The sequence below is a fragment of the Pantoea sp. GCM10028869 genome (assembly GCF_042666835.1).
GTDB classification, from domain to species: Bacteria; Pseudomonadota; Gammaproteobacteria; order Enterobacterales; family Enterobacteriaceae; genus Pantoea; species Pantoea leporis.
Window position 1 is genome coordinate 650,019 of the sequence record NZ_JBHTGO010000003.1, and the last position, 25,302, is coordinate 675,320.

The following is a 25,302-nucleotide window of genomic DNA, read 5'->3' on the forward strand; positions in this document are numbered from 1 at the left end:
TTCCCTCTAAGCCTGGACTGCTTTCATCCAGGCTGCCGTAATTTGACGCAGCTTTACGCTTTAGGGCACATCGTAGCCGATGGCGGCTTTACGGATGCGGAACCATTGCTGGCGATCCAGCGTCAATTGGCACGCGCCAACCGCCTCTTTAACACGTTCGATTTTACCTGATCCAATAATCGGCAGCGGACGGCTTGGCAGTTTCATCACCCATGCATACACCACCTGCTCGATATTGCTGGCGCCGATCTCCTGCTTAACCTGCTCCAGCTCATCGCGCAGCGGCTGATAATGCGGATCGTTAAACAGGCGACCGCCGCCGAGGCATGACCACGCCATTGGGCGAATGCGATTTTGCTGGCACTGATCGAGTGAGCCATCCAGCAGCGACGTTTGCTCCAGCGGAGAGATCTCCAGTTGATTGGTGACCAGACTGAACGGCAAACGCGATTGCAGCAGCGTGAACTGCGAGGCGGTGAAGTTGGAGACGCCAAAATGGCGTACTTTGCCGCTCTGATGCAGCGCCGTAAAGGCTTCGGCAATCCCATCAGCGTCCATCAACGGATCCGGGCGATGAATCAATAGCAAATCGAGGTAATCGGTATGGAAATGGCGCAGCGAATTTTCGGCGCTGTGCAGAATGTGGCTGGCTTCGGTGATGTAGTGACCAATACGGTGTTCAGGCTTTGCGCGCGTCGCAATGCCGCATTTGGTGACGATTTGCAGCTTCTCACGTAACCCTGGCGCGAGGCACAGCGCGGCACCAAAGGCGGCTTCACATTGGTAATCGCCGTAGATGTCGGCGTGATCGACGGTGGTGATGCCCAGCGCTAAATGGTGCTCAATAAACTGCACCACTTGCTGCGGCGTCATGCCCCACTCAATTAAACGCCAGTAACCGGCGATCAGCGGTGAAAATGAGGGTCCCTGCGGTGCAATAGCCTGCGCTTGTAACATGGTTAAACTCCCTAAACACGGTTCCAGATGACGAAAGCGGGAGTATAACGGAAAGGCAAATCATCGTTTTCTTAAAACAGTTCCGGTTGTTGTGGATCATGATCTTCATCCACTTTTTGCTGCCGTTGCAGGCGCAAAAAGCGTTGCCGGCACAAGCGCAGCACATCGCGCTTTTGCGCATCGCTGAATTTCATCCAGTTAAAGCGCTCTTCCCGGCTGCGTAAACAGCCACGACAATAACCACGCGCGTCACTCTGGCAAATACCACGACACGGGCTGGGAACGGGGAAGAACTCAAGTTGCTCGGCCACATCCACTCCGCAATTAACATCTCATATCATATTGATAACAGCTTAATGACATTGTGCAAAGCGTAGACGCCCATTGTGCATAATCAAGCCATTACGCTGTCTGGTTACGCCTGTTTACCAAATAGCCAGCATTTATCGGATTTGGATGGTTTATGTTTACTCTTGGTTAAGGTTTTCCTCAGCTTGTCTTCATACGATTGTCACACGACTTCTTACCGTTGAGTTTTCATGAGATTCCCGACCACCCTGCAGTGCGGCACCAGCGGATTTAACCTTATCGCAGCGCTGTTCTTCACATTAGTTTTGAATGCCCTGTTCTTGCTGCGTGCCTGGGAAATGATTCCTTACGATCATCCCCACGATTATCTGTTCGCCGCCAGTATTCCGCTGGTGCTGGCCTCGGCTTTCTATTTTATTTTCTCACTTGCTGCCTGGCCTTATCTGCGCAAGCCGTTGCTGATTGTGCTGGTGTTCGTCAGCGCCGCCGCCAATTACTTCATGCACAGTTTTGGCACGGTGATCGACACCAATATGATGCAAAACGTCTTTGAATCCGACCCGCAGGAAGCCTCAGCGTTGTTTAGCAGCCGCTATCTACTCTGGATGCTATTGATGGGAATGGTGCCGGTGGCGTTGATTTGCGGCGTGCGTATTCGTCGTGGACCGCGCTGGTGGTGGAATCTGCTGCAACGCCTGACGGGCGCACTGGGCGCAATATTGGTGATACTGCTGATGGCGGCGCTGTTTTACAAAGATTACGCCTCGCTGATTCGCAATAATAAAAACCTGATCAAGATGATTACTCCGGCCAATATCGTCAGCGGCACCGGCCACTATGTCGATCAACGCTATCTGCAAGGTAGCCAGGCGCTGGTGAAAATCGGTGAAGATGCTCATAAAGGTGCGTTAATCTCCGCCGCAACCCGTAAAACGCTGGTGGTGTTAGTGGTAGGTGAAACGGCGCGCGCCGAGAACTTCTCGTTGGGTGGTTACGCGCGAGAGACCAATCCAGAACTAAAAAAACAGCAGGTGATTTACTATCCCAACGCCAGTTCCTGTGGCACAGAAACCGCCATCTCGGTGCCCTGTATGTTCTCGAATATGCCTCGCATGCATTACGACGCCAATCTGGCGCACCACCAGGAAGGCGTACTCGACATCCTCGCCCATGCGGGCGTAAGCGTACTGTGGCGCGAAAATGATGGTGGCTGCAAAGGCGCCTGTGACCGCGTGCCGCACACCGATATGACGCAGTGGAAACTGCCGCAATATTGTCACGATGGTTTTTGCCAGGATGAGGTGTTGCTGCATCGTCTTGATAACTATGTTGCCAGCCTGCACAACGACGGCATTATCGTGCTGCATCAGATGGGCAGCCACGGCCCAGCCTATTATCAGCGTTATCCGGCTGAGTTCCGCCGTTTCACGCCCACCTGCGACAGCAAGCAGATTCAGGATTGCGATCATCAGGCGCTGGTGAACACCTACGATAATTCGCTGCTGTATAGCGACGACATGCTGAGCCGCACCATCGATAAGCTTAAAGGCCTAAGCGATCGCTTCAATGTGGCGCTGGTTTATCTCTCCGATCATGGCGAATCGCTTGGCGAGAGCGGGATGTATCTGCACGGCGCGCCTTACCTGTTTGCGCCTGCGCAGCAAACACACATTCCTCTGCTGATGTGGATGTCACCGGGATACGCGGCGGCGTACCACATCAATGATACCTGTTTACGCCAGCAAGCGGCTGACGCCAAGGTTTCGCAAGATAATCTTTTCCATACGGTTTTAGGCATGTTCAATATCCAGACGCAGCAGTATCAGCCGCAGCTAGACATGATCAGATCGTGCCAAACTGCCGCCTGAGGGTTGCGTTAGACTGACTGGTCTAATAACCTGCCCCCCATGAATAAGACTCTGCAACGCAACGATACCCGTGAACACCTGCTCGCTATTGGCGAGCAGGTTTGTTTACAGCGCGGCTTTACCGGCATGGGTTTGATCGAGATGCTGGCGCTGGCGGAAGTCACTAAAGGCTCGTTCTACCACTATTTTGGTTCAAAAGAGGCCTTTGGTGTGGCGCTGATTGAGCGCTACTTCAGCCATTTCCAGCAGCAGATTGATCAGCAGTTGAGTCTGCCCGATTTAACGCCGACCGAGCGCCTGTTAGCGCATTTCCGCTATGGCGAACGGCTGTTTATCGAGCAAGGTCATATTGTTGGCTGTCTTGGCGTAAAGTTGTCAGCCGAAGTGTGCGATCTCTCTGAGCCGATGCGCGATGCACTGCAACAGGGTGCCAACGCCATTATCGCTGCCTACACGCGCTGTTTGACTGAGGTGGCGGCTGAGCAGCCGCTGCCGTTTGGGCAAACGCCGCAGCAGCTGGCGCAGCGCTGCTACTTGCTGTGGCTCGGAGCCAGTTTGCAGAGCAAGATTTCCCGAGAGCCGGGCCCGATTAGCCTGGCACTCGACACCATCGAACAGTGGCTGATAAGTCGCTGATTTTTAAAACCCCATTTACTAGACGACCGGTCTTCCTGGAGCAATCAATATGGCGAGTAAGCAGCTGTTCTCTCCACTTAAAGTGGGCGCGATTACCGTACCGAACCGCATTTTCATGGCCCCGTTGACGCGTCTGCGCAGCATTGAGCCGGGCGATATCCCTACGCCGCTGATGGCAGAATATTATCAACAGCGCGCCAGTGCCGGTTTGATCATCACCGAAGCCACCCAGATCTCTTTCCAGGCGAAAGGCTATGCCGGTGCGCCGGGTCTGCACACACAGCAGCAAATTGCCGCGTGGAAAGTGATTAACGAAGGCATTCATGCCGCCAACGGTCACAGCGCTGTACAACTGTGGCACACCGGCCGCATATCTCATAACAGCGTGCAGCCCGAAGGCAAAGCGCCGGTCGCCCCATCCCCACTAGCGGCAGGTACGCGCACGTCCCTGCGCGCCGCGGATGGTTCTGTTTATCGTGAAGACACCTCCGTGCCACGCGAGTTGTCAGTGGCTGAAATTCAGCAAATCGTAAAAGATTTTGGTCAGGCCGCCGCCAATGCGCGCGAAGCCGATTTCGACCTGCTGGAGCTGCACTCCGCGCACGGCTATCTGATGCACCAGTTCCTCGCACCAGGTTCAAACCAGCGTACCGATGAGTACGGCGGTTCGATTGAAAAGCGTGGCCGTTTCGCGCTGGAAGTGGTGGATGCGGCGATTGCCAACTGGTCTGCCGATCGTATTGGTATCCGCGTTTCACCAATCGGTGCTTTCCAGAATCTGGAAAATGGCCCGGAAGAAGAAAAAGCGGCGCTGTGGTATATCGCCGAGCTGGGTAAACGCGGCATCGCCTATCTGCACCTTTCTGAGCCAGACTGGGCGGGCGGACAGCCTTACAGCGATGCATTCCGTGAAAAAGTGCGTGCCCTGTTCCCAGGCGTGATCATCGGTGCCGGTGCTTACACCGTTGAGAAAGCCGACGATCTGATTGCGCGTGGCCTGATTGACGCCGTGGCCTTTGGTCGCGACTTTATCGCCAACCCGGATCTGGTTGCCCGTCTGCAGCAGGATGCGCCACTCAATCCGCAGCGTCCTGAGAGTTTTTACGGTGGCGGCGCGGAAGGTTATACCGATTATCCAACCCTGTAAGAAAATGGCTGCCGCGGCGGATAAGCGGCAGCGTTGTTTCATCAGTGTCTATACTAAGTTGCTTGTCATGCACTGATGACGTTTTAAAAAAAAGAGGATGTTATGCGTTTACTTCACACCATGTTACGCGTTGGCGATTTACAACGTTCAATCGATTTCTACACCCGCGTGCTCGGCATGCGCGTACTGCGTCAAAGCGAAAACACCGAGTATAAGTACACCCTGGCATTCGTTGGCTACACCGAAGAGAGCGAGGGCGCGGTGATTGAGCTGACTTACAACTGGGGCGTGGATAAATACGATCTCGGCAACGCTTACGGCCATATCGCGCTGGGCGTGGACAATGTCGCTGACACCTGCGAACGCATTCGCAGCGCAGGCGGCAACGTGACGCGTGAAGCGGGCCCGGTAAAAGGCGGTTCGACTATTATTGCGTTTGTTGAAGATCCAGACGGCTACAAAATCGAGCTGATTGAAAACAAACATGCCGGTCACGGCTTAGGCAACTAAGGTTGCCCGTCAGCCTGCTATTTGCAGGCTGACTTCCCTCTCCTGCTGCACCCTCCTGCGATTTTTGCCATAATGCGCGTTGCCCTATTTATTGCCATGAGATCCTGATGTCTGAATCGAACGCTTTAAACGCTCTCCACCAACGCTTTCGCGGTTTTTATCCTGTTGTGATCGACGTTGAAACCGCGGGTTTCAATGCACAAACCGATGCACTGCTGGAAATTGCAGCCACCACGCTGAAAATGGATGAAGACGGCTGGTTGCACCGCGATGAAACGCTGCACTTCCATGTGGAACCGTTTGAAGGCGCCATTCTGAATCCTGCGGCGCTGGCGTTTACCGGCATCGATCCCACCAATCCGCTGCGCGGTGCGGTAAGCGAATATGAAGCCCTGCATGCGATTTTTAAAATGGTGCGCAAAGGCACCAAAGATAGCGGCTGCAATCGCGCCATTATCGTGGCGCACAATGCCACTTTCGATCTCAACTTCGTGATGGCGGCCGCCGAGCGCGCCAGCCTGAAGCGCAATCCGTTCCACCCGTTTGCCACTTTTGATACCGCGGCACTGAGCGGTTTAGTGCTGGGGCAAACCGTGTTGGCGAAAGCCTGTAAAGCGGCGGGAATGGAGTTTGATAGCACGCAGGCGCATTCGGCGCTGTATGACACCGAGCAAACCGCGACGCTGTTCTGTGAGTTGGTAAACCGCTGGAAACGCATGGGCGGCTGGCCGCTGGCTTTTAGTGAAGAATCCGCAGACGAGGCGTCTGCCGAGTAACTAAAGAAAAGGCCGACATGTGTCGGCCTTCTGCATTATTCCGCTTCTTTATACTTCTCAGCGGTCTCTTTCAGCAGTGGCTGAAGTTCACCGCGCTGGAACATCTCAACGATGATGTCGCAGCCGCCGACCAGTTCACCGTCGACCCACAGCTGCGGGAAGGTTGGCCAGTTAGCGTATTTTGGCATTTCAGCGCGAATATCCGGGTTCTGCAGAATGTCCACGTAAGCGAAACGCTCGCCACACGCAGAAAGCGCCTGCACGGCTTGCGCCGAAAAACCACAGCTTGGCAGCTTTGGCGAACCTTTCATGTACAGCAGAATCGGGTTTTCTGCGATCTGACGCTGAATTTTTTCAACAGTACTCATTATTGCCTTCCTTAATCTTCTACTTCGTGTTTGTTTATTGTAGCGATTTCGCTCCCGGACTGAAAACGGGATTTTGCGTTTGCACTGGCTAATCGCCATGTTTGTTAAGTTAACGCATGACAAATAACATTTTCATATCATTAATTGGCATTAATAAATTAATAATTAGCAATAATTTCGCTGTGTTAACCAGCTGAAATCGCTCATTTTTGCTACAGAATCAATCTGGTAACATATTAATAGAAAAAGGCCTTACCTTTTGTAAAAAAAGTGGATTAGAATTGCCTCGGCGCTGGTCACTTGATCAGATTTCTCTCACTTTTACGCAGTCTGCTTTGATTCAGCCTGCTTAACCTGTAACCGGATTATGCGTCTACTAATTACGCTTTTCATACTGGCTTTTGCCCAACTGTTCTTTAATGTGGCCGCTGCATCTCCGCATGCGCCCGTTAACGCCAGTTCGCTTAAAGCAGAGAAAAAGAGCGCACGTGAAGACGAGCGCCGCAAACGACGTCCGGTAAAAACCTCCACCACCAAAAAATCGCGTCTGACCGCTGTTCAAAAATTCAAACTCAAAAAACAGAGCAAAACAGACATCGCGCTGCACAAAACCACCAGCAAAAAATCCCCACTGAAACTCTCTGCTAAGAAATACGGTCATCAACGTTTAGCGAAGAAAACGCCCGAGATCGCCGTCGATGATGAAGCGTTAGCGCTGACCGGCATCAAAATGAGTAAAGCGCACCGCCAGCGTTATCAAAAAGCGCGTGAAACGGCGATGACCAAATTAATGGGTCAACTCGGCAAACCTTATCAGTGGGGCGGCGCTTCGCCACACACTGGTTTCGATTGCAGCGGCCTGGTATGGTACGCCTACAAAGATCTGGTGAAATTCAAACTGCCACGCACCGCCAATGAGATGTATCACCTGCGTGATGCGGCACCGATTAAGCGTGAAATGCTGGAGAAAGGCGATCTGGTGTTCTTCCGCATCAACAATCGCGGTACCGCCGACCATGTGGGCGTTTATCTTGGCAATGGCAAATTCATTCAGTCACCGCGTACCGGCAAAGATATTCAGATTAGCGCATTGGGTGAGGATTACTGGCAGAAGCACTATGTGGGCGCGCGTCGTATGATGACCCCAAAAACCATTCGCTAGTTGTTGCGCAACAGACATAAAAAGCCGGATGCTGTTCTCAGCTCCGGCTTTTTTGTTAATGCATGATCGCGGTAAAGCTGAAGGCGATAATCATCAACAGTGCGCCAACAGTGGTCATTAGCGCCAGCTTCAGGTCGGTATTCATCACAACTCCTTAGTCACACAATTATTAGGGTTAAGGCGATTTTCGCATAGCAATAGGCAAAAATCTCGTGTTATCCGCGCCAGCTTGCTAGAATCGCCGCCTTTCGTTGCGCAACAGATTTTGCGCAGGCTGTATTTACAGCGTGATGAAGTGATTTTACCTGCTTGAACATGCCGTTTTGCCCGCTTTTTTGGGCTGTAAAAGCATTAGCAGACGCAAACGTTTAACAATATACTTATCAGTAAGTTGCGATAAGCCCAGGAGCACCATTTTCATGGCAACAATTAAAGATGTCGCAAAACGCGCGGGTGTCTCAACCACCACGGTTTCGCATGTCATCAACAAAACGCGTTTCGTTGCGGAAGAGACGCGTAACGCCGTATGGGAAGCGATCAAAGAATTACACTACTCGCCGAGTGCCGTGGCGCGTAGTCTTAAAGTCAATCACACCAAAACTTTGGGTCTGCTGGCGACCTCCAGCGAAGCGCCCTACTTCGCTGAAATTATCGAAGCGGTGGAGAACCGCTGCTTCGAACGCGGCTATACGCTGATTCTCGGCAATGCGCACAACGATCTGCAAAAGCAGCGCGCTTACCTGTCGATGATGGCGCAAAAGCGCGTCGATGGTCTGCTGGTGATGTGTTCGGAATATCCAGACAATTTGCTGCAGATGCTGGAAGAGAACCGCAATATCCCCATGGTGGTAATGGATTGGGGCGCGTCACGCGGTGATTTCACCGATACCGTGCAGGACAATGCATTTCAGGGCGGCTATCTCGCCGGGCGTTATCTGATTGAACGTGGCCATCGCGATATCGGTGCCATTCCTGGCCAAATGGAGCGCAACACCGGCGGTGGACGTCATGCTGGCTTCCTGCAGGCAATGAACGAAGCGGGCATTACGGTGCGTCCGGAGTGGGTGGTTCAGGGCGACTTTGAGCCTGAATCGGGCTATCTGGCGATGCAACAGATCTTAAATCAGAAACAGCGTCCAACCGCGGTGTTCTGCGGTGGCGATATCATGGCGATGGGCGCGATTTGCGCTGCTGATGAGATGGGTTTGCGCGTACCGCAGGATATCTCGGTGATTGGCTACGATAACGTGCGCAACGCGCGCTATTTCACACCAGCGCTCACCACCGTGCACCAGCCGAAAGCTGAACTGGGTGAAAAAGCGCTGGAAATGCTGCTGGATCGCATCACCAGCAAGCGCGAAGATCCGCAAACTATCGAAGTCCAGCCAACGCTGATTGAACGCCGTTCGGTGGCGTACGGTCCGTTCCGCGACTACCGCCGCTAAGCCAACACTTCGCTGAGCCATTCGTGGTTCAGCGTTTCCGCATCCCCGAGATAAGCCAGTAACCACGCCAGCGCCGGTGACGCGCGCTGTTCTGACCAGCTGACGCAGCACGGACTGTCCGGAAACGCCTGCGGTAGCGCCAGCTCGACCAGTTTTTGGCTGTCCAGCAGTGGACGCGCCAAATGGCCAGGCACCATGCCGACGCACAATCCTGCCAGCAAACAATCCATCCCGGTTTCCCACTCTGGCACCACCAACCGCCGCTGATTATCCAGCGTCCATGTCATACGGCGCGGTAACGCACGCGAGGTATCTTCCAGCACCAGCGATGGCCACGCCCGCAAGGTTTCATCATCCAGATCCTTGCTATTAACCAGCGGATGATCAGGACTCACCACACAACGCCAGTTCAGCGCGCCCATATCCTGAAAGGCAAAACGTCCGCCCACCGGGATGGCCTGAGTTGCGCCAATCGCCACATCCACCCGACCATCAGCCAACGCATCCCACACGCCGTTGAACACTTCGTAGCTGATAATCAGCTCCATGTCGGGAAAATGGCGGTAGAAGTCTTTCACTAACTGTCGCGTACGCTGCGGTTTTACTATGCAGTCAACCGCGATGCTCAACTCGCCGCGCCAGCCATTTGCCAGTTGCTGACACTGGCGGCGAGTTGCCAGCATTTTTTTGATAACAGACCGGCCTTCGCGCACAAAATGCTCGCCCGCCGCTGTCATCACCACTTCCCGATGCTGGCGCTCAAACAGCGGCACCGCCAGCCAGGTTTCCAGCTGGCGCACAGTGTAACTGACGGCAGAGGGCACGCGATGCAGCTCCTGCGCTGCCGCGCTAAAACTGCCGGTGCGCGCTACTGCATCCACCACCTCAAGCGCATATTCTGACCACATAATTTTGCCTTCAAAAATTTTAACAGCACCATGCAAATATTAGCGTTTCACAAAGCGCGCTGCATCCTTTTACACTCCCCGGCGTTCACCCTGCCCAAAAGAGAATCAACATGTTGTCGTCTAAAGCATTTATGCCTTATCTCGCCGTGCTCAGCATGCTCGGCTTTCTTGCCACGGATATGTATTTGCCCGCCTTTGGCGATATGCAGCGTGATTTTGCTAGCGCACCCGGCACCATCAGCGCCAGCCTGAGTCTGTTTCTCGGCGGTTTTGCCTGTGCCCAGGTATTTTGGGGACCGCTATCAGATCGTTATGGACGTAAGCCGATTTTGCTGGCGGGCCTTGCCATCTTCGCCCTCGGTTGTCTGGGAATGCTGTGGGTGACCGATGTCCGCCTGATGCTGGCGCTGCGTTTTATGCAGGCGATTGGCGTGTGTGCGGCTGCCGTAAGCTGGCAGGCGCTGGTGGTGGATCACTACCCAAAAGCGAAAGCCAATAAAGTGTTTGCAACGATTATGCCGCTGGTTGCGCTGTCTCCGGCGCTGGCACCGCTGCTCGGCGCCTGGCTGATCGGCCACTTCCACTGGCGCAGCATCTTTATCACGCTGACGCTGGTTGCCGTGGTGTTGCTGATCGGTACGCTGCAATTAACCTCGCCTAAGCGCGAGAAAGTTGCCTCAGGCAAACAACCCGGCTGGTTGACTTTGCTGGGTACCCGCGTATACAGCGGTAACGTCTTAATCTATTCGGCATGTTCGGCGAGCTTTTTCGCGTGGCTGACGGGCTCACCTTTCATTCTCGCCGCAGCTGGCCTGACGCCGGGCGATATTGGCCTGAGCTATATTCCGCAGACCATTACGTTTCTGATTGGCGGCTTTGGCTGCCGCGCGCTGTTAAATCGTTATCAGGGCGCGCAACTGCTGCCGTGGTTGCTGGTGCTGTACAGTCTGAGCATCCTAAGTCTGTTTGTCATCGCCCTGATGTCTTCAGCGCCGCTATTTGTGCTGCTGATGCCCTTCTGCGGCATGGCGCTGGCCAATGGCGCGATCTATCCGATTGTGGTGGCCAGCGCATTAGCGCCCTTCCCGCACGCCACCGGTAAAGCGGCAGGATTACAGAATTTATTCCAGTTAGGATTGTGCTTTGTCGCCAGCCTGCTGGTCTCCGCCGGCCTTGAGCAGGCGCTGTTCAACACCACATTAGTGATGGTGGCCACCGTGGTACTGGCGTGGGCGGGCTTTGTCTGCCAGCGATCGGCAAACGCACAAAGTGATATTGCCCACACTTCCCGTCCCTGCGAAGATAATCTCTAAGCCAACGCTTTTCGTTAGCAAACTAACGATAACCCGTTGAATATTGACCCACGTGAGCATATACTCAGTGGGTCAGTAATTCTGTATTAAATCAATAATATAAATGTAATACCTTTAGCGACTCTGTCGCGGGATGGCGTCTGCACGATACTCCAGTGCTGCGTCCAACTTTTCTATTCAAATTCATGCCTCTGTAAAACGTCGGATTTCTGGCGCACGGATTTTCCGTGAGTTCTCTCACAGGTCTTGGGAAATTGGCTATTCTTTTTCTCAGGTTCAGATCGGAAGGTGATGGAGAAGCTATGAGTTCATCTGTTATAGAAGAAGTGAGCCTTGAAGAAAACCACTGGTTTCGGATCGTCAATGAACTGCTAGAGCGTGCTGATATTGCAGTTAATGGCACTCGTCCCTGGGATATTCAGGTAAAGCATCCAGATTTTTTTAAACGCGTGCTCGAGGAAGGATCGCTCGGATTAGGTGAAAGTTACATGGATGGTTGGTGGGAGTGCGAACAGCTTGATATGTTCTTCCATCGCGTTTTAAAACACCATCTGGATAAACAATTACCGCGGCATTTTAAAGATACGTTGCGCATCGCCGCCGCGCGTCTTACTAATTTGCAATCGAAAAAACGCGCCTGGATTGTGGGTAAAGAGCATTACGACCTGGGTAATGATCTATTCTCACTGATGCTTGACCCCTATATGCAATATTCCTGCGGCTACTGGAAAGATGCTGATACGTTGGAAAACGCGCAGCAGGCCAAACTGGATATGATTTGCCGCAAGTTACAACTTGAACCGGGCATGACGCTGTTGGATATCGGTTGTGGCTGGGGCGGACTGGCGGAATATGCCGCACGCCATTATGGCGTCACGGTGCATGGCGTCACAATTTCTGCTGAACAACAAAAACTGGCACAACAACGCTGTGAAGGACTGGATGTCACAATATTATTGCAGGACTATCGCGACCTGAATAATCAATATGATCGCATTGTTTCTGTCGGAATGTTTGAACATGTCGGGCCGAAAAACTATGCCACTTATTTTGATGTTGCTGACCGCAATCTCAAACCAGACGGCATATTTTTACTGCACACCATTGGTGCCCTCACAACGGATATGAATGTCGATCCGTGGATTGATAAATATATCTTCCCGAACGGTTGTCTGCCGTCGGTACGTCAAATCGCTGATGCCAGTGAGCCACATTTCGTCATGGAAGATTGGCACAACTTTGGCGCAGATTACGATACGACGTTAATGGCCTGGTATGAACGTTTTCAGGCGGCGTGGCCGCAGCTGGCTGAGAAATATGGCGAACGTTTTAAACGGATGTTCGACTATTATCTCAACGCCTGCGCCGGTGCGTTTCGTGCCCGTGATATTCAGCTGTGGCAGGTGGTATTCAGTCGTGGCAAGGATGGCGGATTACGCGTAGCGCGTTAATGAGCTTGCAGAAATAAATCAAGGCGCCGCAGGGCGCCTTTTTTAGCGCCATTATTCTGCGCTGGCAATCTGCGCCAGTGCAGCGGCTTCACGCTGCGCTAATACGCGTTCAACGGTTTCCACAATGGCCTGCGTATGAGGATCAATCTCAATATTGACCTTCTGACCAAACTTCTTCGCGCCTAACGTGGTGCGCTCGAGGGTTTCCGGAATCAGATGCACACAGAACTTGCTTTTGGTAACGTCGCCAACGGTCAAACTAATTCCGTCGATACCCACAAAACCTTTATGCAGAATATATTTGATCTGCGTGGCGTCCTGTAATTTAAACCAGATTTCGCGGTTGTTTTCTGACTGGATGATTTTGCAGATTTCCGCCGTGGTCATAATATGGCCAGACATTAAATGGCCGCCAATTTCATCACTGAACTTCGCTGCACGCTCAATATTCACCACATCCCCGACCTGTAATTCACCCAGGTTGGTAATGCGCAATGTTTCTTTAATCAGATCGAAGCTAACCCGATCGCCATTAATCTCAGTCACAGTCAGGCAGCAGCCGTTGTGGGCTACCGATGCGCCCAGCGCCAGTCCCGGTAACAGGTCATCCGGTAAGCGCACAATATGGGTACGAAACAGATCTTTCTCTTCAATGCCGACAATTTCTGCCGTGCCTTGCACAATTCCAGTAAACATAATCTTAGCCTCTGCAAAGTTTGCGTCAGTTTATCACAGCTTGTCGGCGGCAGCTTAATTTGGCGGAGTTCAAACTTTACACAAATTGCTAAACAAAATGCGATCAACGTTTGGCGGAAGCCAGCGCTGCCGCTACACTGTGCGCGCATTCTTTGGGGATTTCGCCCCACTCTCTTCATTAATTAAGCAGGTGTAACGTGCAGAAGTATTTTACCGAAGCGCGTCAATTGCTGGCCCTCGCGATCCCGGTCATCCTTGCTCAGGTGGCCCAGACTGCGATGGGATTTGTAGATACTGTTATGGCCGGTGCGGTAAGCGCCACGGATATGGCCGCCGTCGCTGTCGGCACCTCTATCTGGCTTCCCGCCATTCTGTTTGGTCATGGTCTTCTACTGGCTTTGACGCCTACCGTTGCGCAACTCAACGGTTCAGGACGACGCGAACGTATCGCGGAACAAGTGCGCCAGGGATACTGGATGGCAATCGGTGTTGCACTCCTGATTATGGTGGTGCTGTGGAACGCTGGTTATCTGATTAACACCATGCATGATATCGATCCTGAATTGGCCGCCAAAGCCGAAGGGTACCTGCATGCGTTGCTGTGGGGCGCTCCGGGTTACCTGCTGTTCCAGGTGATGCGCAACCAATGCGAAGGTTTGTCGAAAACCAAACCGGCGATGCTGCTCGGCTTCCTCGGCCTGATGGTGAACATTCCGCTCAACTATGTGTTCATTTACGGCCATTTTGGTATGCCGGCCTTAGGCGGCGTCGGCTGCGGCGTGGCGACGGCATCGGTCTATTGGGTGATGTTCCTGGTGATGCGCTTCTGGGTGAAACGCATGGCAAGCATGCGCGACATCCGTATGAAAACGCGCTGGTCTGCACCGTCACGCGCGATTTTGTCACGCCTGTTCACGCTGGGTTTGCCGGTGGCATTGGCGCTGTTCTTTGAGGTGACGCTGTTTGCCGTGGTGGCGCTGTTGGTATCACCGCTCGGTATCGTGAAAGTGGCCGGACACCAGATTGCGCTCAACTTCAGTTCGCTGATGTTCGTGTTGCCGCTGTCACTCGGCGTCGCCACTACCATTCGCGTTGGCTATCGGCTGGGACAAGGTTCGGCCGAACAGGCGCGCGTTGCTGCGTGGACCGGGCAAGGCGTCGGCATCAGCATGGCGGCCATCACCGCACTGTTTACCGTGATTTTCCGTCACGATATCGCCGGCCTGTACACGGCAAATCCAGAAGTCATTACCCTTGCGGCACAGCTGATGTTGCTGGCGGCGATTTATCAGTTCTCAGATTCAATTCAGGTGATTGGCAGCGGTATCTTGCGCGGTTATAAAGACACGCGCTCGATCTTCTTCATTACTTTTATCGCCTATTGGGTGCTGGGTTTGCCGGTGGGTTATGTACTGGCGATGACGGATTGGGTCTTGCCGAAGTTGGGTCCCGCCGGCTTCTGGTGTGGCTTTATTATCGGCCTGACCTCCGCAGCAGTGATGATGATTTGGCGCATCCGTCGTTTGCAGCGCCTGCCTGCGCAGGTCATCCTGGCGCGCGCCGCGCGCTAAGTGGCTGGTAACGGCGAAAAAAACGACGCATAGCACAGTTGCTGGTCAGTCGTAGGGGAAAAACACTTTTTCCCCTTGCCAGCATCACGGCCTGCCGTTAATATTCGTCCCCGCTGTCGCCCTGACAGCGTATTGCGCTCTTAGCTCAGTTGGTTAGAGCACCACCTTGACATGGTGGGGGTCGATGGTTCGAGTCCATTAGAGCGCACCAAGTGCGTCCGTAGCTCAGTTGGTTAGAGCACCACCTTGACATGGTGGGGGTCGGTGGTTCGAGTCCACTCGGACGCACCAATTTTGTGAATTTCCTGAATGCGCTCTTAGCTCAGTTGGTTAGAGCACCACCTTGACATGGTGGGGGTCGATGGTTCGAGTCCATTAGAGCGCACCACTCTGGTTTTATCTCCTTGCGCAACACCTTTTTCTTGATCTGCATCGTCTATATCGCGCCGCTTTTATATTGGTTTTCGCATACTTAGCGACTATACTATGCCGCGTTGTTCCACCTGAAAGGTTTCAGCGCTAACGTGCCTATGCAAACAACTCCAATGATTTGCGCAACACTGATCACTCAGTTCCCTCGCGTACTGCATAACTTCTCTGCACGCTTTGCTTTCGTCTCCTATTCTTATTTCTGTGAAATCCGATCCAACACCATAAATATTCTCACTTCGGTGCCGTGCGCATCGAATCCCGACCTTTATCATCCATCACAACTTATAGAAAACCTGACATGAAAAAGACCAAAATCGTTTGTACTATCGGTCCAAAAACCGAATCTGAAGAGATGCTGACCCAACTGCTGGAAGCGGGCATGAACGTGATGCGCCTTAACTTCTCGCACGGGGATTACGCTGAACATGGCCAACGCATTACCAACATGCGTGCCGTTATGGAAAAAACCGGTCGTCAGGCCGCTATTCTGCTGGACACCAAAGGTCCGGAAATTCGTACCATGAAACTGGAGGGCGGCAACGATGTGTCGTTGAAAGCCGGCCAGACCTTCACCTTCACCACCGATCAGTCAGTCATTGGTAACAGCGAACGTGTTGCCGTGACCTACGCCGGCTTCACTGAAGACCTGAAAATTGGTAACACCGTTCTGGTCGACGATGGTTTGATCGGTATGCAGGTCACAGAAGTGACTGAGAATTCAGTAATCTGTAATGTCCTGAACAATGGCGATCTGGGTGAGAACAAGGGCGTTAACCTGCCAGGTGTCTCCATTCAGCTGCCTGCATTGGCGGAAAAAGATAAGCGCGACCTGATCTTTGGTTGCGAGCAGAACGTTGATTTCGTCGCCGCTTCGTTTATCCGTAAGCGTTCTGACGTGCTGGAAATCCGTGAGCACCTGAAAGCGCATGGCGGCGAGCATATTCAGATCATCTCGAAAATCGAGAACCAGGAAGGCCTGAACAACTTCGATGAGATCCTCGAAGCCTCAGACGGCATCATGGTTGCTCGTGGCGACCTCGGCGTTGAGATCCCGGTTGAGGAAGTGATCTTCGCGCAGAAGATGATGATTAAGAAATGTAATAAAGCACGCAAAGTGGTCATCACCGCGACGCAGATGCTGGATTCCATGATCAAGAACCCACGCCCTACCCGTGCGGAAGCCGGCGACGTGGCGAACGCCATCCTCGATGGTACCGATGCGGTCATGCTGTCTGGTGAGAGTGCTAAAGGTCGTTATCCACTGGAGTCGGTCACCATCATGGCGACCATCTGTGAGCGTACCGACCGCGTGATGAAATCGCGCATTGACTCGCTGCAGGACTCACGCAAGCTGCGCATCACCGAAGCGGTATGCCGCGGTGCCGTTGAGACTGCAGAGAAGCTGGAAGCACCACTGATTGTTGTAGCCACCGAAGGTGGTAAATCTGCTAAAGCTATCCGTAAGTATTTCCCGGATGCCACCATTCTGGCGCTCACCACCAACGAAACCACCGCTCGTCAGCTGATTCTGAGCAAAGGTATCGAAACTCATCTGGTGAGAGAAATTGCCTCAACTGATGATTTCTACCGCATTGGTAAGGAAATGGCGCTGGAAAGCGGATATGCGCAGAAAGGCGATGTGGTGGTAATGGTTTCAGGTGCATTAGTACCAAGCGGAACGACTAACACCGCGTCTGTACATGTAATCTGATTAGCAAATGAATTTTTATTTAAAAGCGCCTTTTAAAGGCGCTTTTTTTATTGCCGAGGTAATACAAAAGCCAGAAATTTCCAATCGAAATTAACTATTCAAAATCTCGTATGATTAAGGTTAGTCCGATTAAATCTCTCTGTTTTAGCTAATTATTTTCATCATGTTCTGTTAAATGCTGTTTCTTTGAGCGAACGATCAAATTTAAGCATGTTCTCATCAAAAATTTATTCTCAACTCAAAAAGCTTTGTGTAATACTTGTAACGCTACATGGAGATTAACTCAATCTAGAGGGTATAAAGAATGAATCGCACTAAACTGGTACTGGGCGCTGTAATCCTGGCTTCAACTATGCTGGCTGGTTGCTCAAGCAACGCTAAAATCGACCAACTGTCTTCAGACGTTCAGACTCTGAACGCTAAAGTTGATCAGCTGAGCAACGACGTGAACGCAATCCGTTCTGACGTTCAGGCTGCTAAAGATGACGCAGCTCGTGCTAACCAGCGTCTGGACAACCAGGCTCACTCTTACCGTAAGTAAGAGTTCTGGTTTGAAAAATGGTGCCCATGTGGCACCATTTTTTTTGTCCTGATTCTGCGATTCTCTGGTCCGAATTCAGGGCTGCGCCACGGCCTCACCACGCTGCTCCATTGGTACTGCGCTTTCATCTGTCACCGGCTCACCGCTGCTCACTAATACCGGCATCCCTGAACGTCGGGCTATCGCTTCCTTGATCAACGCCGTATCACTCTTCTCGCTCTTCGAGAAGGCTTTAAGCTGCGCTGACTGCGCAATCGGCATGGTTTGCGGATCGTCCTTATCATTACGTGATAACGGCTGATGCACTTCAACGTAGCGCTTACCGTCGGGTTCAATCGCATATTTGATGGGCTGATTGATCACCTGCACCCGCGTCCCTTTCGGCACGCTGTTGAACAGCGCTTCAATATCATCCGGGCGCAAGCGAATGCAGCCAGAACTTACGCGCATGCCAATACCAAAGTCAGCATTGGTGCCGTGAATCAGATACTGACCGGTCCCACGCGCCAGACGCATCGCAAACAGCCCCATCGGGTTATCTGGCCCGGCTGGCACCACGCCCGGCAAGGTAATACCCTCTTTGGCGTAGCGCTTGCGGATATTGGTGGTTGGCGTCCAGGTAGGATTCGGGATTTTCTGGCTGATGCTGGTGACCATGGTTGGCGTCATAGCGCCTAACTGACCGATCCCGATCGGATAGACGACCACACGATCTTCACCTTTCGGATAATAGTAAAGTCGCAGTTCCGCGAGGTTAATCACGATACCTTCCCGTGGTGCATCGGGTAGCAGCATCTGCAGTGGCACGGTTAATTGTGTGCCAGCCTTGGGTAGCCAGGGATCAACGCCTGGATTAGCTTCAAGCATGCCGAGCATGCCTATCTTATAACGTGCGGCAATGCTCTCCAGCGGCCGCTTGTCATCCGGCACGGTGGTTAGGGTGTTTTCGCCAATCAAACGGCTGTTATCGGCTGGTAGGGGATATTCCGTAGCAAATGCAGGTGCAGAGAGTCCGCAACAGGACAACAGCAATGCACCGGCTAAACGTAAGGCTGGTTTCATGCAATTTTCTCTTTGTCGGATAGAACAGACCCCGGTCAAGCCGGGGTCTGGAGAGTGTAACTTAGCTGAGGGTCTGAGCGTTATGCCGGATCGCGCGGATCATCGCTTCCAGCCCCTGCGAACGCGAGGGAGTGAGATGTGAGGTCAGCGCCAATTCGCCGAACCAGTGGCGCACATCGAGATCGAGAATCTCTGAAGCCTTAAGCCCTTGATACAGGCTAAATACCACTGCAATCAACCCTTTAACGATGGCGGCATCGCTGTCGCCTTCGAGGGCGATGGTGCCATCGGCCTGCGGGGTCATGCGTATCCACACCTGGCTCTGACAACCTGAAATCACGTGTTCCGGCTGCTGTAAGCTTTCGGAGGATTCTGGTAATTTCCCACCGAGTTCAATGATGTAGAGGTACTTCTCTTCCCAGTTAGCGCAACGATTAAAGTTACGCACTAATCTCTCTTTATCTGGCAAATTCGCCATGAATCACTCCTGAAGTCTGCTCAACCGCCCAGCAGACGATGAATACGGGTCAAACCTGCGGCCAGACGATCGGCTTCTTCTTCGGTGTTGTACAGCGCGAAGGAGGCACGACACATTGCCGGCACCGCATAATGACGCATCAGCGGCATCGCACAGTGATGGCCGGTGCGGATCGCAATACCGTATTGATCAAGGAAACTGCCGACATCAAAGGCGTGATGGTTGCCGAGGTTGAAGGCCACCACGCCGCTGCGACTTTCCGGACCGTAAATCACCAGATCCGGCACCGAAGCCAGTTTGTCCAGCGCATAACGCATCAGCATCGATTCGCGCTGATGAATCACGTCCAGGCCCAGTTCGCTGATCCACGTTAACGCCGCACCCAAACCAATGATGCCGCCGGTATTCGGCGTGCCCGCTTCGAAACGCCATGGCGTAGTGTTAAAGGTGGTGCCGGTTGGCAGCACAACCTCCGAAATCATCGAACCGCCGCCTTCCCAGGGTGGCATGATCTCCTGCAACGCTTTACGCGCATACAGCACACCAATGCCAGTTGGACCATAAATTTTATGGCCGGAGAAAGCGTAGAAGTCGCAGTCGATATCCTGCACATCCACCTTGTGATGCATCACCGCCTGCGCGCCATCCAGCAACGTAATCACACCAGCGGCTTTCGCTTGTGCCACGATAGCTTTTACGGGATTGACGGTGCCGAGCACGTTAGAAACGTGGGTGACTGCCAGCAAACGGGTGCGGCTATCGATCAAACCACTCAGCTGTTCCAGCGCCAGCTCGCCCTGCGCATTCAGCGGCAAAACGCGAATTTCTGCGCCAGTGCGCTGCGCCACCATCTGCCACGGCACGATGTTAGCGTGATGCTCCATCTCGGTGACGATGATGTTGTCGCCCGGCTGCAACTGACTGCCGCCCCAACTGTTCGCCACCAGATTGATGGCTTCCGTGGTGCCTTTGACGAAAATAATCTCTTCTGGCGAAGCGGCGTTAAGAAAACGCGCGGCCTGATGACGTACGTTCTCCATGTCGGTGGTCGCCTGCGCGCTCAACGAATGGATACCACGGTGCACGGCCGCATAGCCGTGCTGGTAGAAATAACTTTCCGCATTGATGACCGCGAGCGGGCGCTGTGCGCTGGCCGCGCTATCAAGGTAGGCCAGCGGATGTCCGTTGACCTCACGTTTCAGAATCGGAAATTCCGCTCTGATGCGTTCGAGATCGAAACTCATGACTCAACTCCCGGGATACGCGCGGCAATGCGCTGCAGCACCACCTGACGCAATACCGGATTCTCCAGCGTTTCGGTGAGTTCAGCGGCAAAGGCATGGATGATCATACGCTGTGCGGCAGTCTCATCGATGCCGCGCGAGCGCAGGTAGAACATCTGCTCTTCATCAATACGACCAATGGTCGCACCGTGGCTGCACTTCACGTCATCCGCATAGATTTCCAGCTGCGGCTTGGTGTCCACTTCAGCCAGACGGCCCAGCAACAGGTTGTTGTTGGTCATCTGTCCATCGGTTTTCAGCGCGTGCTGCGCCACTTTGATCATGCCGTTGAACACCGCACGACCTTTATCGCGCGCGATGACTTTATGCATCTGACGGCTGGTGCAGTAGCCTTTGTTGTGTTCCAGATAGCTGCGGGTATCGCACACTTCCTGATTCACCGGCAACGACAAGCTGTTGATCGCCAGATTGGTATTTTCGCCATTCAGCTGCGCGCTGGTGTTGTGACGCGATAAGCCCGCACCCAGCAGGAAGCTGGTAGTGGCCACATTCGCATCGCGGCCCATCACCACATCATTGTGCGCGAAGTGGTAAGCCTTCTCGCTCTCAAATGACAGTTTGATGTGCTGCAGTTTGGCATTGTCGGCCACGTCGAAAGTGAAACGCGCGCCGGTAAAGTGCGCCACGTCATTCAGCGTGACATAGTGCTCAATCACTTCCGCTTCTGCGCTGGCTTCCAGCTGCAGATGGTGGCGATGGTGCACGGTGTTAGTGCCCGCATCCTGACCGCTGGTGATGTGCAACAGATAAAGCGGTTTAGCCGCTGATTTACCACGCGCCAGACGAATTGTCGTGGCTTCTTCTGCCAGACTTTCAGTCAGATGCAGGAACACTTCTGGCTGAATCGGTGCCGGCAGCGGACGACGATTAGAAGCCTGCGCATGCTGAATTTCAAACAGGCCGGTATCACGGCTGCTCAATTCAGCCTGAAAACGGCCGTCAACAAACACCAGACGCACCGCATCAACCGGCAGCGCCAGCGCTTCAACTTGTTCCGCGCTCACTTCCTGCGGCTGCGGCAGCACAAACTGCTGCGCCAACAAGCCATCAAGCGGCGTGTATTTCCAGTTTTCATGCTTACGCGTCGGCAGGCCGACACGCATCAGTTGCTGCCAGTGCTGCTGCGCCTGCAAAGAACGCACGTCACCGCGCGATTCAAACAGATGATGCCACTGCTGCAGGGCGTTATCACTCCTGGTCGGTAAGCCAGCCATAGCCTTGCTCCTCCAACTGTTTCACCAGCGAGAAGTCGCCAGATTTAACGATCTTGCCCTGATACAGCACATGTACGTGGTCCGGTTTGATGTAATCCAGAATACGCTGGTAGTGCGTCACGATGATGAATGAACGCTTACCGTCGCGCAGGCTGTTTACGCCTTCTGCCACGATTTTCAGCGCATCGATATCCAGACCGGAGTCGGTTTCATCAAGGATGCACAGCTTAGGTTCCAGTGCCGCCATCTGCAGGATGTCGTTGCGCTTCTTCTCACCACCAGAGAAGCCCACGTTCACTGAACGGGTCAGCAGATCTTCTGGCATCTTCAGCAGCTGGATTTTATCTTCGATGAAATCCTGGAAGTCGAAACGGTCCAGCGGCTCCTGCTCACGGTATTTACGTACCGCGTTGACCGAGGTCTGCAGGAAAAACTGGTTGCTGACGCCCGGAATTTCTACCGGATACTGGAACGCCATGAAGATGCCTTCACCGGCACGCTCTTCTGGCTCAAGTTCCAGCAGATCTTTGCCCTTGAAGGTGACAGAACCGCCAGTGACTTCGTAATCTTCACGGCCAGCCAGCGTTGCAGACAGGGTACTTTTACCTGAACCGTTCGGTCCCATAATGGCGTGGACTTCGCCCGGTTTCACTTCGAGGTTCAGACCGCGCAAAATCTCTTTGTCTTCAACGCTAACCTGCAAATCTTTAATGCTTAACATACTCTTTCCTTCACATTGCTTCCGGCAACGGGCATCAGCCCACACTGTGCTCAAGGCTGATAGCTAACAATTTTTGCGCTTCCACGGCGAATTCCAGTGGCAGCTCGGAGAAAACGTCTTTGCAGAAGCCGTTGACGATCATTGAGATCGCATCTTCTTCGCTGATGCCACGCTGCAGGCAGTAGAACATCTGATCTTCACCGATGCGCGAGGTGGTGGCTTCGTGCTCCAGATGGGCGGTGTTGTTGCGCGTTTCCACATACGGGAAGGTGTGCGCACCGCACTCGGCACCAATCAGCATCGAGTCACACTGGGTGAAGTTACGCGCGTTGGTCGCGGTTGGCATAATTTTCACCAGGCCACGATAGGTGTTCTGACTCTTACCGGCAGAGATACCTTTAGAGATGATGGTCGACTTGGTGTTTTTACCGATGTGAATCATCTTGGTACCGGTATCCGCCTGCTGGCGGCCTGCGGTCAGTGCGACCGAGTAGAACTCACCGATCGAGTAATCACCGCGCAGAATGCAGCTTGGATATTTCCAGGTGATCGCCGAACCCGTCTCAGACTGCGTCCAGGACATCTTGCTGTGATCGCCTTCGCACAGGGCACGTTTGGTCACGAAGTTGAGGATACCGCCCTCGCCTTCGCCGCCTGGGAACCAGTTCTGTACGGTGGAGTATTTCACTTCAGCGTTTTTATGGATGATCACTTCTACCACTGCGGCGTGCAGCTGATAGGTGTCACGCACAGGCGCAGAGCAACCTTCGATGTAGCTGACGTAGCTGTCTTCATCGGCGATCAAAATGGTGCGCTCGAACTGACCGGTTTTTGCCGCGTTGATACGGAAATAGGTCGACAGCTCCATCGGGCAACGTACGCCTTTCGGGATATAAACGAAGGTACCGTCAGAGGCCACAGCGGAGTTCAGCGCAGCGAAGAAGTTATCGTTTGGCGGCACGACGGTGCCGAGATACTTCTGCACCAGCTCAGGGTGATCGTGAATCGCTTCGCCGAACGAGCAGAAGATGATGCCCTGCTCCGCCAGCTTGCCGCGATAGGTGGTTGAAACGGAGACGGAGTCGAAAATCGCATCCACCGCCACTTCACGACCTTCACGCACCGGAACGCCTAACTGGTTGAACGCGTCTTCCACTTCCTTCGTCAGGTAGTCGCTGGACGCGACGCTGCCGGAGGTTTGCGTGGCACCGGGTTCAGAAGCACAGCTGTCATCGCAGTTGCCGCAGGACGGCGCGGAATAATAGCTGTAATCCTGATAATCCAGTTTCTCGTAGTGCGCTTTCAGCCAGTGCGGCTCTTCCATTTGCTCCCAGGCGCGGAACGCCTTGAGACGGAATTCAAGCATCCATTCAGGTTCGTTACGTTTAGCCGAAATGGCGCGCACCACATCTTCATTGATGCCGTGGGCAAATTCTTCAGTTTGTAACTGGGTAAAGAAGCCCTCTTTATAGTTGAGCTTACCTTCCCACATTTGTACATCGTCAGATGCTTCGCTGTGTCGTGACATATTTCACTTACTCGACGCCAAAGCTTTCACCGCACCCGCAGGCGTGTTGAGCTTTAGGGTTGTTGAATTTAAAAATCTGGTTAAGACCTTCGCGGACATAATCCAGCTCGGTACCGTCAACAAACGGCATCGCCTGAAGTGGCACAAACAGTTTTGCGCCGAATTGCTCAAACTGCAGGTCGTCATCGGCAGGATCTTTCACCAGATCCATAACGTACCCAAAACCGGCACAGCCGGACGTTTTCACACCCAGTTTCAAGCCCTTGACTTCAGGGTCTTGTTCTACCAGGTTAAGAATCTGTTTCGCTGCCGATTCGGTCAGCGTGAGCCCTTTCCAGACGAAATCTTCGGGTGAAAAAGAGTCGGCATTTACTGATGACATTGTGCTACCTCATATGTCTGGGCCTTTTCAGGCTATCCCCCTATGGTAGTGATATCAGATATCACTTCAACCTCTTGTTTTGCAGGGATAATCATCTCGTGCTGTTTTTTACTGCTGCTTTATTAAGCATAGTCGCTTCAAAGCAGATTGATGGCAGCATTCCCGTGCGCGTCTGACCAACGTAACCCGTTAAATTGTCGTAAAATTTCCAAAATCAATTTTACGTTTCCATCCTGATTGATAGGTTACGCCTTTCTACTATGTAAAGAAATTGTTATTACCGATTTTAGTAACAGGCAGAGGAAATCAATAAAATTTCACAGCGGGAATTGCATTCCTGACGCGGTTTAATATGATAATGATTATCATTAACCTAAAAAGGTGGCGATATGACGCTTACCGTCTCAGCCTGGTTACAACATAAAATCGACGAATATAAGTTTTCGGTGCGCGATATCACCGTTGACTTCTACATGGCTCAGGCAAAGCTCAACCGCACTGATTGCACACTCGACCAACTGCGTCGCTTTAACGACACCTGTCTTGATATGGCAGAAATCTGCGAAATCAACGGCGACGATCACAGCTTTCTGCATGCCATGGGCAAGCTCCATCACCGCTTAGTGCAGGAGATGGGCAATACCGATCGTGACCGTTTGTTCCGGATTCAGGCCTATCAACTGGCGCGCCTGTCATTAACACGCTTGTGTCATCAACTGGCGCTCAGCGGCGAGTGGGATCAAGCCACCCGCCTGCAGAGTGATTTTGTTCGCCACGCAGGCTGGATATTCTAATCCAGCTTTGTGACGTCT

General features: G+C 52.9%; 26 protein-coding genes and 3 tRNA genes. 16 read left to right on the forward strand and 13 right to left on the reverse strand.

The features are described from left to right. Positions 1-60: 60 nt before the first annotated feature. A complete protein-coding gene (locus ACFQW4_RS10840; protein ID WP_377725263.1) occupies positions 61-957 on the reverse strand; it encodes an aldo/keto reductase family oxidoreductase in 897 nt (298 codons plus the stop codon). 71 nt (positions 958-1,028) lie between these two features. Next, positions 1,029-1,268 carry a DUF1289 domain-containing protein gene (locus ACFQW4_RS10845; RefSeq protein ID WP_008110296.1) on the reverse strand — a complete coding sequence of 80 codons (240 nt, stop codon included), beginning with the start codon at positions 1,266-1,268 and terminating at the stop codon, positions 1,029-1,031. A gap of 228 nt (positions 1,269-1,496) precedes the next feature. On the opposite strand from ACFQW4_RS10845, the gene eptA reads away from it, so the two are divergent. The 5 genes from eptA (at position 1,497) to rnt (ending at position 6,203) form a co-directional block, all read left to right on the forward strand. Continuing rightward, positions 1,497-3,134: a phosphoethanolamine transferase EptA gene (gene eptA / locus ACFQW4_RS10850; RefSeq protein ID WP_377725266.1), complete on the forward strand. Its 1,638-nt coding sequence runs from the start codon at positions 1,497-1,499 to the stop codon at positions 3,132-3,134. A 39-nt stretch (positions 3,135-3,173) separates the two neighbouring features. Continuing rightward, complete coding sequence (locus tag ACFQW4_RS10855; RefSeq protein WP_377725268.1) at positions 3,174-3,770, forward strand: TetR/AcrR family transcriptional regulator; 597 nt, start codon at positions 3,174-3,176, stop codon at positions 3,768-3,770. Positions 3,771-3,819: 49 nt separating this feature from the next. Further along, positions 3,820-4,917, forward strand: coding sequence for an alkene reductase (locus tag ACFQW4_RS10860; RefSeq protein ID WP_350261855.1), 1,098 nt, complete (start codon positions 3,820-3,822; stop codon positions 4,915-4,917). A 102-nt stretch (positions 4,918-5,019) separates the two neighbouring features. Beyond that, positions 5,020-5,427 (forward strand): lactoylglutathione lyase, encoded by a 408-nt coding sequence (gloA, locus tag ACFQW4_RS10865; RefSeq protein ID WP_007892766.1) that lies wholly within the window; start codon positions 5,020-5,022, stop codon positions 5,425-5,427. A gap of 107 nt (positions 5,428-5,534) precedes the next feature. Then, the gene (rnt, locus tag ACFQW4_RS10870) at positions 5,535-6,203 is read left to right on the forward strand and encodes a ribonuclease T (RefSeq protein WP_377725271.1); all 669 of its coding nucleotides are present in this window, start codon (positions 5,535-5,537) and stop codon (positions 6,201-6,203) included. 35 nt (positions 6,204-6,238) lie between these two features. Here the strand turns inward: rnt and ACFQW4_RS10875 are convergent, their stop codons facing one another. Continuing rightward, on the reverse strand, positions 6,239-6,574 hold the full coding sequence (locus ACFQW4_RS10875) for a Grx4 family monothiol glutaredoxin (RefSeq protein WP_175501675.1): 336 nt from the start codon (positions 6,572-6,574) through the stop codon (positions 6,239-6,241). Between the two features lie 364 nt (positions 6,575-6,938). Between ACFQW4_RS10875 and ACFQW4_RS10880 the strand changes: the two genes are divergently transcribed. Next, positions 6,939-7,733 carry a C40 family peptidase gene (locus tag ACFQW4_RS10880; protein ID WP_377725273.1) on the forward strand — a complete coding sequence of 265 codons (795 nt, stop codon included), beginning with the start codon at positions 6,939-6,941 and terminating at the stop codon, positions 7,731-7,733. A 55-nt stretch (positions 7,734-7,788) separates the two neighbouring features. On the opposite strand, the gene ACFQW4_RS10885 is transcribed toward ACFQW4_RS10880, so the two are convergent. Then, positions 7,789-7,878 (reverse strand): YnhF family membrane protein, encoded by a 90-nt coding sequence (locus ACFQW4_RS10885; RefSeq protein ID WP_007892756.1) that lies wholly within the window; start codon positions 7,876-7,878, stop codon positions 7,789-7,791. Positions 7,879-8,152: 274 nt separating this feature from the next. Here ACFQW4_RS10885 and purR point away from each other — a divergent pair, with 274 nt between their 5' ends. Further along, positions 8,153-9,178: an HTH-type transcriptional repressor PurR gene (purR, locus tag ACFQW4_RS10890; protein WP_377725276.1), complete on the forward strand. Its 1,026-nt coding sequence runs from the start codon at positions 8,153-8,155 to the stop codon at positions 9,176-9,178. Here purR and punR read toward each other — a convergent pair. Further along, positions 9,175-10,086: a DNA-binding transcriptional activator PunR gene (gene punR, locus ACFQW4_RS10895; protein WP_377725279.1), complete on the reverse strand. Its 912-nt coding sequence runs from the start codon at positions 10,084-10,086 to the stop codon at positions 9,175-9,177. The genes purR and punR overlap by 4 nt on opposite strands. Positions 10,087-10,196: 110 nt before the next feature. On the opposite strand from punR, the gene punC reads away from it, so the two are divergent. Both punC and cfa read left to right on the forward strand, forming a co-directional pair. Continuing rightward, positions 10,197-11,399 carry a purine nucleoside transporter PunC gene (punC, locus tag ACFQW4_RS10900; RefSeq protein WP_377725281.1) on the forward strand — a complete coding sequence of 401 codons (1,203 nt, stop codon included), beginning with the start codon at positions 10,197-10,199 and terminating at the stop codon, positions 11,397-11,399. Between the two features lie 302 nt (positions 11,400-11,701). Further along, positions 11,702-12,850 carry a cyclopropane fatty acyl phospholipid synthase gene (cfa, locus tag ACFQW4_RS10905; protein ID WP_110866031.1) on the forward strand — a complete coding sequence of 383 codons (1,149 nt, stop codon included), beginning with the start codon at positions 11,702-11,704 and terminating at the stop codon, positions 12,848-12,850. Between the two features lie 51 nt (positions 12,851-12,901). Here cfa and ACFQW4_RS10910 read toward each other — a convergent pair whose 3' ends face one another. Continuing rightward, positions 12,902-13,546, reverse strand: coding sequence for a riboflavin synthase subunit alpha (locus tag ACFQW4_RS10910; protein WP_101764552.1), 645 nt, complete (start codon positions 13,544-13,546; stop codon positions 12,902-12,904). A 197-nt stretch (positions 13,547-13,743) separates the two neighbouring features. Between ACFQW4_RS10910 and ACFQW4_RS10915 the strand changes: the two genes are divergently transcribed. From ACFQW4_RS10915 to ACFQW4_RS10940, 6 genes are all read left to right on the forward strand, one after another. Beyond that, positions 13,744-15,117 (forward strand): MATE family efflux transporter, encoded by a 1,374-nt coding sequence (locus tag ACFQW4_RS10915; protein WP_222233545.1) that lies wholly within the window; start codon positions 13,744-13,746, stop codon positions 15,115-15,117. Positions 15,118-15,251: 134 nt separating this feature from the next. Continuing rightward, positions 15,252-15,328, forward strand: a tRNA-Val gene (locus ACFQW4_RS10920). Positions 15,329-15,331: 3 nt separating this feature from the next. After that, a tRNA-Val gene (locus ACFQW4_RS10925) sits at positions 15,332-15,408 on the forward strand. Positions 15,409-15,428: 20 nt separating this feature from the next. Beyond that, a tRNA-Val gene (locus ACFQW4_RS10930) sits at positions 15,429-15,505 on the forward strand. Positions 15,506-15,847: 342 nt separating this feature from the next. Beyond that, positions 15,848-17,260, forward strand: coding sequence for a pyruvate kinase PykF (pykF, locus tag ACFQW4_RS10935; protein WP_110866028.1), 1,413 nt, complete (start codon positions 15,848-15,850; stop codon positions 17,258-17,260). 304 nt (positions 17,261-17,564) lie between these two features. Then, positions 17,565-17,801, forward strand: a complete 237-nt coding sequence (locus ACFQW4_RS10940) for a major outer membrane lipoprotein (RefSeq protein ID WP_007892735.1) — start codon at positions 17,565-17,567, stop codon at positions 17,799-17,801. A gap of 75 nt (positions 17,802-17,876) precedes the next feature. Here the strand turns inward: ACFQW4_RS10940 and ACFQW4_RS10945 are convergent, their stop codons facing one another. From ACFQW4_RS10945 to sufA, 7 genes are all read right to left on the reverse strand, one after another. Next, on the reverse strand, positions 17,877-18,863 hold the full coding sequence (locus ACFQW4_RS10945) for a L,D-transpeptidase family protein (RefSeq protein WP_101764555.1): 987 nt from the start codon (positions 18,861-18,863) through the stop codon (positions 17,877-17,879). Between the two features lie 61 nt (positions 18,864-18,924). Next, positions 18,925-19,341, reverse strand: coding sequence for a cysteine desulfuration protein SufE (gene sufE / locus ACFQW4_RS10950; protein ID WP_101764556.1), 417 nt, complete (start codon positions 19,339-19,341; stop codon positions 18,925-18,927). Between the two features lie 20 nt (positions 19,342-19,361). Then, on the reverse strand, positions 19,362-20,585 hold the full coding sequence (sufS, locus tag ACFQW4_RS10955) for a cysteine desulfurase SufS (RefSeq protein ID WP_377725283.1): 1,224 nt from the start codon (positions 20,583-20,585) through the stop codon (positions 19,362-19,364). Beyond that, the gene (gene sufD, locus ACFQW4_RS10960) at positions 20,582-21,859 is read right to left on the reverse strand and encodes a Fe-S cluster assembly protein SufD (RefSeq protein WP_377725285.1); all 1,278 of its coding nucleotides are present in this window, start codon (positions 21,857-21,859) and stop codon (positions 20,582-20,584) included. The genes sufS and sufD overlap by 4 nt, the downstream gene beginning before the upstream one ends. Further along, positions 21,834-22,580: a Fe-S cluster assembly ATPase SufC gene (gene sufC / locus ACFQW4_RS10965; RefSeq protein WP_377725287.1), complete on the reverse strand. Its 747-nt coding sequence runs from the start codon at positions 22,578-22,580 to the stop codon at positions 21,834-21,836. The genes sufD and sufC overlap by 26 nt, the downstream gene beginning before the upstream one ends. Positions 22,581-22,614: 34 nt before the next feature. Further along, entirely contained in the window at positions 22,615-24,108 is a 1,494-nt protein-coding gene (gene sufB / locus ACFQW4_RS10970; RefSeq protein ID WP_101764559.1) for a Fe-S cluster assembly protein SufB, read from the reverse strand. A 7-nt stretch (positions 24,109-24,115) separates the two neighbouring features. Then, complete coding sequence (gene sufA, locus ACFQW4_RS10975) at positions 24,116-24,490, reverse strand: Fe-S cluster assembly scaffold SufA (RefSeq protein WP_007892717.1); 375 nt, start codon at positions 24,488-24,490, stop codon at positions 24,116-24,118. A 389-nt stretch (positions 24,491-24,879) separates the two neighbouring features. Between sufA and ACFQW4_RS10980 the strand changes: the two genes are divergently transcribed. After that, a complete protein-coding gene (locus ACFQW4_RS10980) occupies positions 24,880-25,284 on the forward strand; it encodes a hypothetical protein (RefSeq protein ID WP_377725290.1) in 405 nt (134 codons plus the stop codon). Positions 25,285-25,302: the final 18 nt, after the last annotated feature.

Bases quoted from the DNA above. Each gene is read 5' to 3' on its own strand.
- ACFQW4_RS10840 (WP_377725263.1), bottom strand. From the start codon at position 957: ATGTTACAAGCGCAGGCTATTGCACCGCAGGGACCCTCATTTTCACCG.
- eptA (WP_377725266.1), top strand. From the start codon at position 1,497: ATGAGATTCCCGACCACCCTGCAGTGCGGCACCAGCGGATTTAACCTT.
- ACFQW4_RS10855 (WP_377725268.1), top strand. From the start codon at position 3,174: ATGAATAAGACTCTGCAACGCAACGATACCCGTGAACACCTGCTCGCT.
- ACFQW4_RS10860 (WP_350261855.1), top strand. From the start codon at position 3,820: ATGGCGAGTAAGCAGCTGTTCTCTCCACTTAAAGTGGGCGCGATTACC.
- gloA (WP_007892766.1), top strand. From the start codon at position 5,020: ATGCGTTTACTTCACACCATGTTACGCGTTGGCGATTTACAACGTTCA.
- rnt (WP_377725271.1), top strand. From the start codon at position 5,535: ATGTCTGAATCGAACGCTTTAAACGCTCTCCACCAACGCTTTCGCGGT.
- ACFQW4_RS10880 (WP_377725273.1), top strand. From the start codon at position 6,939: ATGCGTCTACTAATTACGCTTTTCATACTGGCTTTTGCCCAACTGTTC.
- ACFQW4_RS10885 (WP_007892756.1), bottom strand. From the start codon at position 7,878: ATGAATACCGACCTGAAGCTGGCGCTAATGACCACTGTTGGCGCACTG.
- purR (WP_377725276.1), top strand. From the start codon at position 8,153: ATGGCAACAATTAAAGATGTCGCAAAACGCGCGGGTGTCTCAACCACC.
- punR (WP_377725279.1), bottom strand. From the start codon at position 10,086: ATGTGGTCAGAATATGCGCTTGAGGTGGTGGATGCAGTAGCGCGCACC.
- punC (WP_377725281.1), top strand. From the start codon at position 10,197: ATGTTGTCGTCTAAAGCATTTATGCCTTATCTCGCCGTGCTCAGCATG.
- cfa (WP_110866031.1), top strand. From the start codon at position 11,702: ATGAGTTCATCTGTTATAGAAGAAGTGAGCCTTGAAGAAAACCACTGG.
- ACFQW4_RS10910 (WP_101764552.1), bottom strand. From the start codon at position 13,546: ATGTTTACTGGAATTGTGCAAGGCACGGCAGAAATTGTCGGCATTGAA.
- pykF (WP_110866028.1), top strand. From the start codon at position 15,848: ATGAAAAAGACCAAAATCGTTTGTACTATCGGTCCAAAAACCGAATCT.
- ACFQW4_RS10940 (WP_007892735.1), top strand. From the start codon at position 17,565: ATGAATCGCACTAAACTGGTACTGGGCGCTGTAATCCTGGCTTCAACT.
- ACFQW4_RS10945 (WP_101764555.1), bottom strand. From the start codon at position 18,863: ATGAAACCAGCCTTACGTTTAGCCGGTGCATTGCTGTTGTCCTGTTGC.
- sufE (WP_101764556.1), bottom strand. From the start codon at position 19,341: ATGGCGAATTTGCCAGATAAAGAGAGATTAGTGCGTAACTTTAATCGT.
- sufS (WP_377725283.1), bottom strand. From the start codon at position 20,585: ATGAGTTTCGATCTCGAACGCATCAGAGCGGAATTTCCGATTCTGAAA.
- sufD (WP_377725285.1), bottom strand. From the start codon at position 21,859: ATGGCTGGCTTACCGACCAGGAGTGATAACGCCCTGCAGCAGTGGCAT.
- sufC (WP_377725287.1), bottom strand. From the start codon at position 22,580: ATGTTAAGCATTAAAGATTTGCAGGTTAGCGTTGAAGACAAAGAGATT.
- sufB (WP_101764559.1), bottom strand. From the start codon at position 24,108: ATGTCACGACACAGCGAAGCATCTGACGATGTACAAATGTGGGAAGGT.
- sufA (WP_007892717.1), bottom strand. From the start codon at position 24,490: ATGTCATCAGTAAATGCCGACTCTTTTTCACCCGAAGATTTCGTCTGG.
- ACFQW4_RS10980 (WP_377725290.1), top strand. From the start codon at position 24,880: ATGACGCTTACCGTCTCAGCCTGGTTACAACATAAAATCGACGAATAT.